This is a genomic window from Rouxiella chamberiensis (assembly GCF_026967475.1).
Lineage (GTDB): Bacteria > Pseudomonadota > Gammaproteobacteria > Enterobacterales > Enterobacteriaceae > Rouxiella > Rouxiella chamberiensis.
On the sequence record NZ_CP114058.1, the window covers coordinates 682,085 to 698,435 of the forward strand.

At 44.8% G+C, this 16,351-nt stretch carries 5 protein-coding genes and 6 pseudogenes; 5 read left to right on the forward strand and 6 right to left on the reverse strand.

Features of this window, described 5'->3' with window-relative positions; genetic code table 11:
• Positions 1-169 precede the first annotated feature (169 nt).
• A pseudogene (locus O1V66_RS03270) lies at positions 170-1,289 on the reverse strand (IS3 family transposase).
• Between the two features lie 174 nt (positions 1,290-1,463).
• Here O1V66_RS03270 and dptF point away from each other — a divergent pair.
• The 5 genes and pseudogenes from dptF to O1V66_RS03295 all read left to right on the forward strand — a co-directional run bounded on the left by dptF (position 1,464) and on the right by O1V66_RS03295 (position 10,178).
• Positions 1,464-3,114 (forward strand): annotated as a pseudogene (gene dptF, locus O1V66_RS03275) (DNA phosphorothioation-dependent restriction protein DptF).
• Positions 3,115-3,118: 4 nt separating this feature from the next.
• A complete protein-coding gene (gene dptG / locus O1V66_RS03280; RefSeq protein ID WP_045047183.1) occupies positions 3,119-4,444 on the forward strand; it encodes a DNA phosphorothioation-dependent restriction protein DptG in 1,326 nt (441 codons plus the stop codon).
• A pseudogene (gene dptH / locus O1V66_RS03285) lies at positions 4,425-9,505 on the forward strand (DNA phosphorothioation-dependent restriction protein DptH). The gene dptG and the pseudogene dptH overlap by 20 nt, the downstream one beginning before the upstream one ends.
• On the forward strand, positions 9,502-9,717 hold the full coding sequence (locus O1V66_RS03290) for an HTH domain-containing protein (RefSeq protein WP_269128083.1): 216 nt from the start codon (positions 9,502-9,504) through the stop codon (positions 9,715-9,717). Before dptH ends, O1V66_RS03290 begins: the two are co-directional and overlap by 4 nt.
• 146 nt (positions 9,718-9,863) lie before the next feature.
• Positions 9,864-10,178, forward strand: a complete 315-nt coding sequence (locus O1V66_RS03295; RefSeq protein ID WP_269128084.1) for a restriction endonuclease — start codon at positions 9,864-9,866, stop codon at positions 10,176-10,178.
• Between the two features lie 434 nt (positions 10,179-10,612).
• On the opposite strand, the gene O1V66_RS03300 is transcribed toward O1V66_RS03295, so the two are convergent.
• The 5 genes and pseudogenes from O1V66_RS03300 to dndB all read right to left on the reverse strand — a co-directional run bounded on the left by O1V66_RS03300 (position 10,613) and on the right by dndB (position 16,094).
• The gene (locus O1V66_RS03300) at positions 10,613-10,975 is read right to left on the reverse strand and encodes a hypothetical protein (RefSeq protein ID WP_241481381.1); all 363 of its coding nucleotides are present in this window, start codon (positions 10,973-10,975) and stop codon (positions 10,613-10,615) included.
• Positions 10,976-11,024: 49 nt separating this feature from the next.
• Positions 11,025-11,379: pseudogene (gene dndE, locus O1V66_RS03305) on the reverse strand (DNA sulfur modification protein DndE).
• Positions 11,379-13,389: pseudogene (gene dndD / locus O1V66_RS03310) on the reverse strand (DNA sulfur modification protein DndD). The pseudogenes dndE and dndD overlap by 1 nt, the downstream one beginning before the upstream one ends.
• The gene (dndC, locus tag O1V66_RS03315) at positions 13,379-15,013 is read right to left on the reverse strand and encodes a DNA phosphorothioation system sulfurtransferase DndC (protein WP_045047179.1); all 1,635 of its coding nucleotides are present in this window, start codon (positions 15,011-15,013) and stop codon (positions 13,379-13,381) included. The pseudogene dndD and the gene dndC overlap by 11 nt, the downstream one beginning before the upstream one ends.
• A pseudogene (gene dndB / locus O1V66_RS03320) lies at positions 15,010-16,094 on the reverse strand (DNA sulfur modification protein DndB). The gene dndC and the pseudogene dndB overlap by 4 nt, the downstream one beginning before the upstream one ends.
• Between the last annotated feature and the right edge of the window lie 257 nt (positions 16,095-16,351).

The following is a 16,351-nucleotide window of genomic DNA, read 5'->3' on the forward strand; positions in this document are numbered from 1 at the left end:
CGCCTTTGCCAGTAACTGGCTAATAAGTAAGCTAAACCTGAATGCACTTTCTGTCAAGACCACCAGAATGACCACCAAGCGGTGATTTACGTAAATCTGCTTTGAGTTTTCATCTACATATTGACCCTGACCCCGTATTTGATCCATTCATAATCAGGAATAACCGGCTTCATTTTGGCTGCATATTCTGGCAACCGGCAGAATTTTCGGCAAATTTGGAGGGCGTCATCCAGCCCAGTGCAGAATTGGGACGACTCTGGTTATAGTGTATGCGCCAGGCCTCGATTTTGCACCGTGCATCCTCCAGAGACATGAACCAGTTCTCGTTCAGGTATTCCTGCCGCAACCTGCCGTTGAAGGACTTGACTGTAGCGTTGTCCGTAGGTGTTCCCGGGCGTGAGAAGTCGATCCTTATCCCTCTTTCATACACCCACCTGTCCAGCATTTTTCCTGCAAATTAAAAACCATTATCGGTTTTCAGCAACTGAGGTAAAGGACGCCTGAGCGCTATGCTGTTCAGCATTTCTGCCACTTCTGTTGAACGCAGATTCTGCCACACGCAGATCCCTAGGCAATCGCGGGTGTAAAGGTCGATAACCGTCAGCAGGCGCATTCGTCGCCCGTCAAACAGCGCGTCCGAGACAAAATCCATGCCCCAGACCTGATTGGGATTCAGCCTCTGAGGCTGCGGCTGCGGCTGCGGCTGCCAGCGCTGCGCGGATTTATTGCGCCGTGGACGTTTGAGACGCAGTGACAGCCCCTGTTCGCTGTAAAGCCGGTAGATCCGTTTGTAGTTATCGCGCCAGCCTTCCCGCCTGAGCATCACGTGTACCCGGCGATATCCGTAGTGAATTCGCGTTTCAGTGATCTCACGGATACGCAGGCGCAGTGCGCTGTCATCGGCAATAACAGAACCGATACCTGAACGAGCTGCGGCTGAGCCGTGGCGCAAAACAGATTTGTCTTTCGCTGGCACCGTATCGGGCCTGTAAATCCCTGACCCATTCGCGCAGGCGTGCCAGCGTCAGCCCTTTTGCCAACACGTCCTGCAACATAGCCTTGTCAAGGCTGAGGTCGGCAACCAGCCTCTTCAGCCACAGATTTTCTTCTTCCAATTGCCACATATGTTTGAGTTCAGAAGGAGAAATTCCGCCGTATTTCTTACGCTACGTGTAAAACGTGGCATCGGACATACACTGCTTGCGGCAGACGTTAGGTACGGACGTCCCCAGCTCAGACTGCTTCAGGGCAAATACATTCTGCTCTTCAGTGAATCCTGACTTTTTCATCGGCACCACCTCCGTTCATGGGAGTAAATATCATGCTGCAATTCTTTAACTGAATGGAGCAGGATTTTGGGGAGGGTCAGTCAAAAGTGCTATTTTGACAAGTTAAAGTTTAGTAGAGTTAACTAATTCATTTATATAGAATGGTAAGTATTTCCCCCGAGAGGTTATGCGATTATGAGCGCAATCACATTACGTAAAGCGTTGGGTGTACTTGCGAAGTCATCTTCGTTTTCCGTCACCACCGTAACACATCGCCAGAAGGATGAGTTAGATCAGTTAAAGGAACAACTCTTCGTTAAACAAGAGATTGAAACTGAATTACAACGTTATTTGGATGTGACCAAACCCGGTGAGATCATTTTTTTGTGTGGTAGTAGCGGGGATGGAAAGTCCGAGATTTTAACCCGTTGCCAGTCAGATCCGCGTTATCAACGGCGATTTAGTTTCCACTTGGATGCCACGCATAGCTTTGCCCCTCGACAATCAGCTATTGATGCCTTGAATGATTTATTTGCAAATCATCATCAGCAGTCATCTCCGCTGCTCATTGGCATCAACACCGGAATGCTCGCCAATTTTGCCAGAGAAGGCGCTAAATGCCACCAGGCGATCCGGTCTGCAATCGATTCATTTTTATCAGCGCAGCAGGATGCAACCCGTCCTTACCGTAACGAAAATTGTTCTTTTTTTGATTTTGAACATTACCCTAAATTCCAGTTTGACGAAAATAAACACTACTCATCATTTATTAAAACTTTATTAAATAATTTAACTCGTGATGATGATAATAATTTATTCCAGTTTATCTTTCGGCGCGATGAGTCAGTTTGTCCAGATCTGAAAGAAGTCGCGAATTTCAAATTGCTTTGCATACCTGGTGTGCAAAATGTGTTAATTACGCAGCTCTTTAAAGCACGGTTAATCAAAGACCAGTTTGTAACGACCAGAACGCTGCTGGATTTTTTGCATCACCTGCTGATGGGGCCTGGTTACTTATTTGATAACCTTTTCACCGGTGCAGAAAATGATTTGATTAAAAAGGTATCCGATTTTGATCCAGCCAGATTGCATACCTATGAACTCGATCAGTTCATTTTGCGCTATGAGCTTGGACTGGTTGACGCCGATCTCGATGATTTTTTAGCTGCACTTGAGCCGTGGCATATTAAGTTTGATCGCCAGTGCGTTAAGCCCGGTGACGCAAGTTCGTTAATCCGGCTTTTTTGGCTGCTACAACATGAATCGGTGGGCAATGATTATCACCGCAATTTTTCCGAGTTCTTTAATGAATCGCTGTTTGAACGTTACTCAGAAATTTGGCATATGCATAGAAACTATACCGCAGACTCAGAACAGAAAAAATTACTGAATCGCTTCTATGCACTTGAACTTATCGCCGGTATCCAGCGCTATGCAAACCGCAAAGCACCTGAATTAAGTATGCAAAAAGAAGAGTTCTTCATGGGGGAGTTTGGTGGTGTTAAAATAACGGCGCCAATCGAGATAAAGCCTGACTGGGACTCTATTCGCAATAAACATACGGCTCATCAAACTGGCTTTGATGTCTATTTAAAGGTTGGGCGAAATCCACTGCCGCATATTCATATCGGACTTAATTTGTTTGAATTATTGGACAAGTTAAATAATGGTTATCGTCCGAATAAATACGATAAAAATGCAATCGTGTTACTGGATGAAATTGTTGAGTTGATCGCGAGAACAGGCTAAATCCAGCAGTGAAATCAAATTTTATGATGGCAGACAACGGGTTTATCGTGCAAAGGCGGATGACGATATGATCACTATTAGCGGTATGGAGGGTTAGCAGAATGTATCCTATCGCAAACGAGTTAAAAGTGGGTAACAATCAACTGGATAGTTACCTGCCTGTACGCAATAAAAACAACGATATTAGCTGGCAATTCGTCACAGGCCTGGCCCTTAGCTACGCCCTGAAACGCAAAATCGAAGCTTACGACCCTGACCAATTCCGTGAAGACTGTAAAACACATATGCAGGAGCTGCTTGATGAGCCTGCATTCTGGTCGGTGTTGGAACGTATGTATTTTTCCAGCCAGGACATTTTTCGTGTATCCCCACTTTTTTTAATGTTTCATGCTCAATTTGTGGGTGAAAAAATAAGCGCGGGTTCAACAGCAGATAAACGTCTTGGTACTCTGTTTGCCAATTTGATGGGTGATTTCAGCCTTCGCTACCCCATACAGGACAGGCTAAACTTCATTGAGCAGCAAATGTTGAATAAGCTCAATGAAAAAATAAAATTGCTAGGGAAAGGGCCATTTTCCGAAGAGCAATCCTATCTGCCATATATGGCAGTATGTTTTCAGTCCGACCTGCAGTTTTTGGCGGAACATCCACAATATCTCTTGCAAGAGCTGACCAATACCCTGCGGTTGTACGCTTTTAGCTGGTGTGCTCAACTCGCTCTCAATCTGAATAACTGGCGAGATGGTGAACCGCAAAGTAAATCATTGTTCTTTATTCTCGATAGTGAAAAAGCCAGTTCTGAGCGGGATCAAATTAAACGCTTTGGTTATAAATGGTTTGCTGGTCAGAGTGAAAAACTGTTCCCAATACTTTCCGCACTGGAGGTGTTGCAGGTAAAAGGGGCGAAAAAACGCCCTCTCTGGCAGGTATATCAGGATTGCTTGAATTATTCGGGCACCCCAAATCAAGTGTTAGATGAGATTAATGATTACATACAAAAATTTATTAGTAAGGAAGAACGAGATCTTCTAGCTCGTGAACGAGCTATAGACTTGGAGAGTGCCTTCAAACAGCTATTATCCGTTGCCGTAGAGCAGTTCCAGGGTAAAAAAACTGACCGCGCGACGGTAAATCGTAAATACGTTAATGAGCTGGAAAACCACATTTGCACTGACTTCATTCAGGTGCGTGGCCGGGCAGGGAAAGTGCTGGTACTGAATCAGGATCATCTGCTGTTACTGACTAATCTCACCGTGGGCCAAAATGACAAACTCCGCCTGCACGAATTGCTGCGTGGTTTTGAACAACGCGGTTTTTATCTGGACAACCAGTCAGTGCAAACGCTGGTGGCGTTTTATGAACGTATGGGAAATGTAGAGCGAATGAGTGATAGTGGAGACGCCGTGTATGTCCGTAAAACAGTATGAAACCTATCTTGCAGAAACCTTTATTGAATGGGTAGGTGGCATCATTCAGCCCGGCGAGCGCTACCAGTTCAAATCTCCCGATCCCGGTAATGCCTTAAAACTCTGGGAAGCATTCGTCTCTCTGGCGGACGGCAATCAGTTGGAAATTGCGCCAGGGCAATATATTGATTGCCTCCCCTGCAATGGTGTTCAGCTTATTCCTGTACTGCACGGTGCCGAGGCTCCAGCATTCACAGAAAACTACATTTCTCATTTGCGCGATGAAGTTGCAGGGCGCAGCGGCATTTTTGCCCAAACGGCACTGTTGATTATTCACAACAGTATGCTCGATACCCTGATTAACAGCACGAAAGACGTGGCGGCACCGGATGCTATCTGGTATCCGAAAACTTTCAGCCTTCAACTGGAAAAGCTCATTACCACCGACAGTAAACGTTCAGAATTGTCCCGCTGTTTGCTGGAGGATCAACTGACGACGGTACTGGATGAAGGCGCGACCGTCTTTGGTTTCTCGTCGCTGTATCGCTTGCTGGATGACGGCAATCTGGATTTCTCTGAGCTTCACTTGTTTAAAGACGATGAACTACTGAACTATAGCCAAAAACAGCTACGCACCCGGCTAAATGAAAACCGGAAATTATATCGCCAGATTGAAGACTGTGTTGAACGCTACAGCGGACAACTGGAGAATGTACTGCCTGAATTCAGTACAAAATTCATTCAGGAGCATTTTTACGATAAAGGCGACTGGCGTGAGCTAGATTTCTCCGACTACCGGAAAGAGAAAGAACAGAGTAGCGAACAAAAACTGTTGCTGGAGAACGTCTCCGTCGAAAACGGTGACGTTTGGCAACGGGCAAAAAGCGTTAGCAAGGCGGGAAAACGCGATATCAGTCTGCTGGTGCAGGTGCTGCCGGGACAATCAAAAGTGGAGCTGGAGTTCAGCTTTCAGGGCAACGATCTTCAGGATAACCAGATAAAGATTGCCCATCATCGCCAGTTAAAGAATGCACCTTTCTGGCGCACCAGCCGGGCAGGGGGCAAGACTTCCCGCATCATGGCGTCGGTGCCTTTTGACGGGCATCCTTGCTTCTTTAGTCTCGAACTGACCAACCGCAATAATTCAGCCGAAGAGTATAAATTTCGCCTGTTGTTGGTCGAGCAGGGACAATTCTGGCTAAACGATATTCAGCACTGCTATCGTGTTGAGCCAAGTAAAGAGCAAATAACCCTGCAACTGGAAGATAACACGCTGCGTATTGCCGAGTCTGGCAACCTGACCTGTACGTTGGATGACGAGAGCGAAGACATCGACTGCCAGCATTATGCTCAGGTGAATTTTGAGACGTTGGCGAATCAAAGTGACTTGGTACAGTTTGCGCTTATTTCCGGCGATTCCAGTCTGTCGTTTAACATCGAAGGGCCAGGAGCCGAAGAAGGGCTAACGCTGCCGCTGCTTTTTGACCAAAGTCGTTTCAATAAACTGTTCAAAGAAGAGGGTAATGCAACCTGGAACCGGCTGAAGGGGCGTATCATTCTTGATAACACCGAACACAAGGTTGTCGGTGTTCGTCAGCAGTTGTTGATGCTTGAAGCCTCATTAATTGAGCGACGCCTGCTGGGAACGGGAAATGACGATAGCGAGTTTGCGCTGGATGAACTTCTTGTTAGCTACTCTGAGCTCCATAACGCCTATGAGCAGTTATTTTCCTACTATCAGCGTCGTAATACCCTGCCGAGCCTGGTGTCGTGGTCAGCAGAATACCGCACGCTGGTCAGCTATATTGTTACCACGTTTGAACAGGCGCTCCAGCAAATCGGCCTTAGCAGAGCGCTGACGGCGCAGGAGAAACGCCTTCTTCATCTTGGGATTTGTCGCATTGATAGCCATGAGCGTCTCTCACCGCTGCATCCGCTAGTGCTGGCCTACCATCTACAGCTGTCAGAAACCATCGTTGCTGAGTCGGAACAGCATGCTTCGGCTTCATTTGCAACATTACCGCCGATTACTCTCGATCGCCTGATGGTTTCTGGCTTAATGCCGTTTGTTTACCACAGTGAGCATGAGTACGCGCAATTACAGCCGGTGGAAGAAAACCGCTTCTGGATTGATGCGGTTCCTCAGCAGCAAGTCAGTCATGATTACGTTAAGCGTCTGGTAAAAGACAAAGTCAATGAGTTCACAGACGCCTACGCTCGATTGTTCCAGAGCGCCGGAAACAATGCGTTGATTATAAATGCCATTAACCAAGGGAATGCCAAAGAGCTGTTTCTGGGATTAGTGGAATATTTTAAGCAGGAAAAAGAGCACGCTATTTCGGTGCATGTGAACTGCTACGATGAACGTCTGCTGCCCAATATGTTCGATCACTTTGCCGAAAGTGGTAGCTATGAGCAGCTTAAAAACGATCTCGATCTGAACAGCGGCGTATGGCGGGCGGAAGCCGATATGCTGATTGACCTGCTGCGCAGCCGGTTAACGTTCAGCAAGTTTGTCCTACCGTCAGAAAGAGACAAGCTGGCCTATGCACACCTGGCATTTTTCACCAATACAGCACCAGTGGATTGCCGCCAGATCCGCATTGAAGATGCGTCCAGCGGGGTACTGTGTCATGGGTTGATCGCTGGGGAAGGCGCTGAAACGCAGGGGGATGCCTACTTTACCGCGTTTGGCCTGCGTGATGTGGATACTGAGTCCTACAGCGCCCTGCGTCTTGCCCGACTAATCGGCTGCCTGTGGCAACCGGCACGTCAAAGTAACAGCCAGTATCATGGACAAGGGATCGGCCTGGCCGTAAGTGGCAATTTTAAACAGCTACTCATTTACTCTTACAATAGTGCGCTCTGGACCACCATCATTGATCCTAAAGTCACCCTCGACTTTTTCACCAGTCAGAAAGATGTGGTTCTTATCCACTATTCTGACCAGTACACCAGTTGCGCAGGTTACGATGCCATCACCGTCACGAAGCAGGTTGATCTGTTCCTGCGGTTGCTCCAGACCGGAAGCCAGTCCGGGCAACCCGCCGTTGACAGTAAGCATCTTCTGGCTGAATTTAACGCCTTTAACGGTGAATGGTTGCTGAAAATGCTGCGCTCCAGTGAAAGGGAGCGCAAAGAGAAGCACGGCATTATTGGCGCGTATAAATTTGTGCAATCCATGTTGCACCAATCCGATATTTGCTGGATTCCGCTATCGGTAGCTGAAATGATCCGCGTGTCCGGCAATGTCGGGCTGAAAATGAAAGAGAGCGATTTATCGAGGAATTTACAGGGGTATCGTAAAGGTGCAATTTCTGATGACGTACTTTTTGTCGGATTCAAAGAAAACCGCCTCTATATGTTACCGCTTGAAGTTAAAACCGGTGCGCGGCCTGACTACAACTATGCAGGCCAGCAGGCTCGCGAACTAAAACGCTACTTGCAGCTGGATATTCTGGAACCACAAACGCTGGCATCACAACTGTACCGGGCGCTCTTCATTCGTCAGGTGCTGATGCAGGTAGAGAAACTGCGTCTGTATGGCGTGCTGGACAGCGACAAACTGGCTCCCTTGCTGAAACGACGCGAATGGTGGTTAACGGGCGACTATCAGTTAGGTAAGTTGGCCGACTATGCGGACGGCTTTGTCGTGGCGCATGTGGACAGCGCAACTTGCTTCGATCTCTCTTATAAAGAGACGGCGGAGAATATCTTACAGATTGAAATTCCTTATTCACTGTTGCCCTCGTTGATTGCCTCACAGGGGGATGAACTACCGCTTGCTGAACGTTACCGGGTGCCGGAAAAATACCGACTTAAGCCGGAGTGTGATGCCAGTTCGTCACGATCAGAGGTCGTGGTACACGTCACAACGACAACTGCTTCGCAATCCGTTTTAGAACCGGAGCCGTTACAGCCTGCTGTACCGATAATGACTCCTGACATTAGCGATACTCCATTACAAATCCTGTTTGGTCATGATGCTGCGCGTCAGAGCCCATTACATTGGGAGCCAACCAACACCGCCAAGTTCATGAATACCAACACCGGCATTATTGGAACGATGGGCACCGGGAAAACTCAGTTTACTAAATCACTAGTCGCACAGTTGATGCGCAATCAGTCCTGTAATGTTGATGGTAAGCCGATCGGCCTGCTGATCTTCGACTATAAGTCGGACTATGTAGATGATGCTTTCCTGGATGCAACGGGTGCTAAAAAGTACAAGTTATTTAAGCTGCCCTATAATCCATTATCTCTGTTTGGCGATACGCCAATGCTACCTATCCATACCGCTGGTGGACTATCGGAAACGATGGCGAAAGCTTATGGCCTGGGCCATAAGCAGCAGCTTAAATTAGAAAACCTGATTTTAGAATGCTACGAAGCGGCAGGTATTTCGCCGGAAGATCCGACAACATGGTCACGGACTGCGCCGACGATTGAAGATGTATGGCAGCGCTTCCTCGATCAGGAGAAGGTCGAAGAGGACTCACTTTACGCAGCACTCTCTAAACTGGCACGTTACAAGATATTCGAGACAATCCCGGAGAAGATGACCAGCTTGTACGAATTGATTGACGGCGTCACCGTGATTGAACTGGCAGGCTATCCGCCAGAAGTGCAAAACTTGGTGGTCGCACTCACGCTGGATCTTTTTTACGCGCAGATGCAAAAGCGCGGTAAACCAGTGGTACGAGGGGATTATCGTCAGCTCACCAAAATGATTCTGGTGGATGAAGCCGATAACTTTATGCGTCAGGATTTTTCCAGCTTGCGTAAGATCTTAAAAGAAGGTCGTGAGTATGGTGTTGGTGCGATCCTGTCAACGCAGGAGATTACTCACTTTAAGACCGGGGAGAATAATTATGCCTCTTATATTCTGACATGGGTTATTCATCGCGTGTCGGAAATTAAGAATGCAGATATCAAGGCTGTGTTTAACGTTGACGATAAAGGCGAGCAGGAATCTTTGATGGGGCAGATTCGACAGCTTGAGAAGCATTTTAGTTTGTATGTGGATGGAGATAAACAGGTTAAAAAATGCGGGATCGTGCATTTTGGGAGTTAGTTAAATGACGATTATTGAAGCTATTGTAAATGTATTAAAAGAATATGGAAAGCCTTTGTCACACAAGGATATATATGATTGCATCATAAATAAAGAATATTATTCATTTGGTGCAAAAGATCCTGTGGCAATAGTTAGGGGGAAATTAGAAAACATTGTTTTGGCATTGATTTCCCGAGTGCATCACCACGGAAAATATTTGTTGAGGTTAAATCTGTAGGGCAATCAAAGCCACTATACGATCTATGGCAGGGGCAAGTATCAAATGCTAGCCCTCTAAAAATTGAAAAAGTAACAAAAGATCAACTACCAGAAGAGATAATTCATGGGAAATATATTGAACATATTAAAACCATAAAAGAGCAATTGCTTGATGCTATTAATTCTTCGGACCCAGCTTTCTTTGAGAGACTTGTAGTAACACTGTTATTAAAGATGGGATATGGGTGGCACGAGTCTGAGGCAGGCAAGGTTGTTGGTGGCGCCGGGGATGAGGGCATTGATGGCATTATTAATGAAGATAAATTAGGTTTAGAAAAAATATATATCCAAGCTAAAAGATATAATAGTAAAAAAGTACCACCTAGTGAAATTAGAGAATTTATTGGCTCGATGAACCAAAAAGGAGCACACAAAGGGGTATTTTTCTCATCGTCATGCTTTACCGAAACAGGCAGTTAATAGTGCGGAAAAAGCACAAGGTATGAATATTACTCTTATTGATGGTGGGCAGTTATGTGAACTTTTAGTCCAAAATGGCATGGGGGTTGCGAAGGTAAGTACATATGAAATTTATGAAATAGATAAAAATTTCTTTGATTTATAATATTAATATAAAATGGGGTGCCCCCATTTTATTAAATTTGTTTTTTTATCTCGTCCTTAAACTCTCTTATTTTATTGAAAAAACAGTTTTTTATCGTATCTAATTCGGCTCTTATTATTTCAATTTTATCTGAAATCTCCTTGCATTTCCCAGTATCGGGATTTTCATGGCTTGTTTCAAAGTCGATTATAAGTTCTCTTAGTTCTACGGTTTTTCCCTTATAGCTATCTACACATTTTTTAGGCTCTAAAGCACCTATTGAATGTAAGAGGCTGGAAGCCGTATTTTGTTATTTAAACGCAGGGTAGACATCCTCTGAGGACTGTTTTTCTTTGATGATAAAGCCTTCCTCTAAGGGTTTATTTTCAGGATTGCTCAATGTTTTATACTTTCTGTTTTTGTTCGAGACATATAATCCTACAGCATCAGAAAATAAGCAAAAGCAATCGAAGGCTTTATATAATAAATCTACTTCTTTTTCATAAACTTTGCTACGAGCAGTTTGATTAGGTGTTTTAAAGAAAATATAACAGGTTAAAAGTATTATTGCCACAGAGCTAATTAAACTCCCGATTGAGGATACATAATCCACCCAATCTTTGCTGGTAACTATTTCTGTTAGTTCTTTAATCTGCTCGAAAGTAATTTCCATTTTATGTCCTTATATGCCAGTACATTATGTACTAGCATAATGGTTAATATTACAATGAAATCAAAAGGTCTCTTAAATTTCGATGGTTTCTTACTGAAGCGATTCCATCCTCAACATGTGCTGCCCATGCTTTAATTATAAGTTTTTGGTCTAGCTTAGGATAAAGCATCCTCAAAACTAATTCTGTAGCTTGTAGTGTATCACCCAGCCACGTAATTTTATCCAGCGTCATCGCACCATCCAGTTTCCTATTATCATTCTCTGGTGAATAACGGAACTCGCTCTCCACCGAGCGGAAAAACGCTAGCCGGGCGGCAACATTGGGCGTAATCCCCGTATATCCTTTTAACTTCCTAAGCTGGTTCTTCAGTCTGACGGTTAAGTGCCATTCGATTTGGGAGCATCAGATAGCCTCCTTGGTTAGTTCCCAGAAATAGCCGGGTCTAAGAGAGGATGATTTTGTACGAGTGTTAAACACGATTTCATATGCGTGAGAAATATCATCACGCAGCTGATCGACAAAATAACGTTCATCCACTTCAGTATCGGTAGAAAGAAGAACAACCTGATGACTGGCATAAGGGAAGTAATGGTTAATTAATTTATCCCTATGCTGAGAGTCCAGGCGACCTAGCGGCGTATCTATAATCACTGGTAAATCCCGACCAGAAGTTTTTGCAAGCGCTTCGAGAATAGCGATCGCATATATCTGTTTCTCACCAGCTGAAAGGAGCTTACGGTTAATAACAGTACCATTTTCGTCAACAAGTTCGACATCAAATGTCTCAGGATTGATATGTGAATAAAGTTGCAGGTCTTCTTTACGGGCCAGTTTACGGTAGGCCAATTCAAAGTTCGTTGACAGCGTTTCTGACTCTGGCCTGCGTCAATACTTCACTATAGCGGTCCAGTAAATTGATCGTCTCTTGAGCATTCTTAAATGCGCTGCTAAGGCTATGTTGATTTCTGGTTGAGTCATGTGCTTTTTGTATCTGACGGACACAATCCAGTTGTTGTTGTTTAGTCAGTTTTGCCTCTTCGAGAAGGGCGCGATATTTTTGTCGCTCAGCTTCCCGTTGGCGATCAAGTTCCCGCAGCTTCTCGAAAATATCGATCAACTGATCATCTTCCGGTGCTCGTGCAATATTTGCAGCTGCCTGCTCCAGCTGCTGTTCTATTTCTGCTAGTTGGTTGCGATTAAGCTCAAACCGTTTCCAGGCTTTCTTACTGTCTTGTTTGATAGATTGCTGTAATACACCTACTTCACGCTCAGAGATATCATATAGTAAATCCCCTGTAGGTTTAGCAGACATATACTCTTTCAGATTGTCTTCAATCGCTTCAGTGGCAATTATTTTTGTGCTGCTCTCGCTGCTGGAACGTAAGGAAATATCATTTTTAAGCTTAGATAAAAAAAGACTAAGCTCTTTCTCGAAATTTTTTGCCTGCTTAATCTCTGTTTCTTCAGCAAGTTGGTTTAATAGGCGTGATAAAATGTTTGGGGCGAGAGCATAGGGTAAAGAACCATCACATTCATGTCGTAATTCCTTCTCCAAACGTTCTTTATCTTTTAACAGCGTCTCAACTTTCTGTTTTTCTTGTGTCTTCGTCCGCGCAAATGCGCCGCCTTGTGCATTTAACATGCCTTCATATCGACTAATATCTTTGGAAAGAAAATCAGTTCGTATTTTCGCGAAATCTGCTTTTTCTAGCAATGCTTCTGTCTGATGAGACAACATTTTGCTTTGATCCTCAAGCTCAGCCAGTTTCTGTTGTTGAGAGCCTTCTAACTGGCTCGATTGCTGACGCTTGACGAATATCACTAAGTCATTGCGCAGTTTATCGATTAGATCTAATCCCAGCAGACGACGTACAGCAGTTCTCAGAATATTTCCGGATTCATCTTCCGCCAACTCTGCAATTTTCTCACCATCAAAAAAGAAGAGATCAGCAATACCATGAGGAATTAACTCGTTTAGAAATCCCTGGCATTGGTCATAGTCCAGTTCACTACGAGGTTGGCCGTCTTCTTGCAGTGAAAGCTTGTCTTTTTTGCCTTTTTTCCAACTGCGGGTAACAGTGAATTCTGACTCCTGACCGCCTTTGTTATAGGTAAATGTCAGTTCGATCATCGCGTCTTCTGGGCGCTGAGTAGTTTCAGCACCGTTATGAATCAACTCGCTCAGTTGCTCAATGTAGTCTTGTTGCTGTGTGGAAGAACCAAAAGCTAATCGACCATAAAGAGCCAATCTGATGGCAGATAAAATCGAGGTCTTCCCCGCACCGTTCAAACCACCAAATAAAATAATTGGGCGAGAATGTGCCTCATGGGAACGAGTTCTTGGCGCTAGGTCGATGGTATGGGAACCGCTAAATACCCGGAAATTATTCAGCACGAGTTGCTTAATTAACACTTTCTTTTTCCTCACCAGCAAGAACAGGGAATTCACCAGCATCAACAATTCGGCGTTGTAGTTCCTGAAGTTCCTTCTCCAGTTTCATAACTTCTTCCTGATGAACATCACGATCATTGCGAGTTTGCAACGCTACCTGCTGCTGTTTAATCTCTTCCAGGCTCCCCCAATCTTGTTTGAGGATTGTACCGAGTTTGTCAAAGATACCTTGACGGCGACTAAGACCTTCCATCGATACTTCAAGCTCGATTAGTTTCATAACCATCTCAGGTACTACATCAAACCCTTGGCCTATTTGCATAAGTAAGTCAGCATCACTTGCATCAAATCGCGACTGGTCATCAACAACCCAATCCAAATCTTTTTGGTAGACCTCACGATAGATACCTGGCATGGCGTCATACCAGTCAGGCTCATTTGGATCTTTTAACCATTCCTGGCGTATAGCGTGTAGTTCAGGTTGAGTGATAAGGGTGATGGTGTGGCCTTGAGCGTTCATATCTCGTTCAATTTCAAGTAGATCTCTCAACCATTGTTGGCGGTATTTCATCCAGTAAGGACCAGGAACGTGCTTGCGTTCAGCGCTTATTTCCTCACCGTCTTTAGCGTATTGATAGCTCACCTTGCCGCTACGACGCTTATAGTTTCGGTAAGTGTCCTTATTTACAGGATCGGTGGTGAATGCCAGGAGATCCCGGTATTTCAGCAACGGCGACATCCAGACTTCACCATTCTGGATCAGACTTTCCATAGCCTTATCTTTAGTAACAACGGTACAGGTCCAGCAACCAAAGCGAGAACTTCCGCAAGATGGCGTACTGTCATCGATAACGAGCGGGCATTCCCCTTGCGCGGAAGAGTCCATATACAGCGTCCACAACGGGCGGTTGTTACCTCCCCATGGATTTTCCCACTCATCGATATCATCTGGGGAATAACGGAATGCACCTCGAAGTAATTTCCAGACGTCTTCAGTGTCCCAAGTATCAATAGGGGTATATATAAAGGCATTTGCGAGCGTGGTGTGCCTCGCCAAACGTGTGCCATCAATTTTATGTTTGGCTATGACCTGCGCACGGGATGCGCTTTCGCTACTGCGTGATCCGAGTACCACGATGACTTCATCAAACTGGCTGACTTTATCTTTGATAAAATCACTGACCGGGTTGATTTTCATTCGCTCAGTACACCAGCGGAAACTACGAGTTGGGGCCGGATAACCTTTACCCAGTAAATTAACCCAGAAGGTTTCATGAGTTTTCGGCATGACTGAATGCTGCGTTATCGGTAGCCCAGCGCGTTTTGCACCAGCTTCAATTCGCAACATAGTTTTCTTAATCAAATCGACGACGACAGGGGTTTCTACCAGAGTGTCCGATGAAACAAGAAAAACGTCTTTCTGCCGCATGGCAGGCGGTAATCCTAACAATGCGAGGTATACCAACGTAATGACAGCACTGGAATCTTTACCCCCACTATATCCAATTACCCACGGGCGCTTATCAGCACAATAGATACGTTGTACTTCAGATACATATTCTGCCAGGGGCCTCCCAGCAAAGTTTTCTTGATTGATGAAGTCTTCATAATCGGCCAGATCGTGGGCCTGAATTAGTTTACTCATGAGATAGCCATTTGAGCTTCAAGCTCTTGTTCTTCGTTTGAAAGGGGGAGCGATAATGCGATTTTTAAAGCATTACAGGTAAGCTGAATAGAAGCTGTAGTTTTACTAAGTTTACCATGTTGCATGGCGCGTTTGGTTAGGTCTGGGCTACTTTTTCGCCAGTCAAATTCTTTTAGTGTTGCTATTTTTTTTGCCATAAATCAGGGTGTTCAGAAAGCAAGCAATTTCCTAGCAACCCTAGAGCCTGTAGCCCTATACCGTGCGCATGGACATACTCTTGGCGAAGCTGTGCAGGAGATACCTCTTTTTTTGCAGCTAGTTGCCAATCTGGCATGACGTAAAATATCGCTTGCCAATATTGGGCTGCAAGGTCAGAACACTGCTCTACATCGTTGGCCTTGGGATCTTTCCCTAATAGGGAACGCGTAGCTTGCTTGATGCTACTGAGAGTGAATAGCTTATTGGAAAACTTACTGATGCTGGATTTTTCCATTTCAGTCAACCCGATAAAAGGCTCAATGTTCATTGCCAGGTATCGTGATAAATTCGAACTAATATCTCTATGATCATAGAGAGTCGCAAGAGATGGACTTGGCCTAATTGCGTATTTGTTTAAATCAGCAAACATTTGCTGACTGCGTTTAAGTCCTTCATCTACAAAAAATAAAACGGGGATGTTATCTTGTCCCAGTTCGGGCCGTTCTTCTAAAGCGTCCTCTATCGCTTTCCTACGATGTTGACCATCATTGATCAAAATTTGAGCTTCCATTGGCACTCGTAAAGTCCCTAGGTTATTGGACCCAGAATACTCATCAAATTGCACATCAACTGCAATTGAGGCAGTTAGAGCTGAGAAAACATAATCACTTGGATTTTCAAGTAAGTAGCGAACCATCTCTGGAATGCGAGCCTTATTAAGCGTTCTTTGCGCGCGCAATTCAGGCGGTACTTCATTCTCATCGAAACTGAAGATTTTGGGAATGATTCGCATCGGGCAAGTGGCGATGTAGAAGGGGCGACCTGCCTGGATCCCTCTCACCGCTGGAAAGGAGTAGCAATAATCAGTATCGAAGGCTGCCATGCTGTGGATCCCTAAAATTCTAATGGTTACGTAAAATAAAACGTTTATTAGTCTTATATTATTGCTTTTAACGTAAGAAATAAATAACTTTTGAAGTATTAGAGATGTAATATTTATTCTTAATTTTGTTTTTAAAGCATTTTTCACAAAATTTTTACGTCTATTTCAGGTGAGTAAGTATTGCAAAATGGCCTTTTATCCGATTATGTAATATATCTTCCTAGAGATTCGATTGAATAGGGCTTGCCTCAGGAAGT

What these genes read in the sequence shown, in the direction of transcription:
- dptG (WP_045047183.1), top strand. Translation starts at nt 3,119, where the DNA reads ATGTATCCTATCGCAAACGAGTTAAAAGTGGGTAACAATCAACTGGAT.
- O1V66_RS03290 (WP_269128083.1), top strand. Translation starts at nt 9,502, where the DNA reads ATGACGATTATTGAAGCTATTGTAAATGTATTAAAAGAATATGGAAAG.
- O1V66_RS03300 (WP_241481381.1), bottom strand. Translation starts at nt 10,975, where the DNA reads ATGGAAATTACTTTCGAGCAGATTAAAGAACTAACAGAAATAGTTACC.
- dndC (WP_045047179.1), bottom strand. Translation starts at nt 15,013, where the DNA reads ATGAGTAAACTAATTCAGGCCCACGATCTGGCCGATTATGAAGACTTC.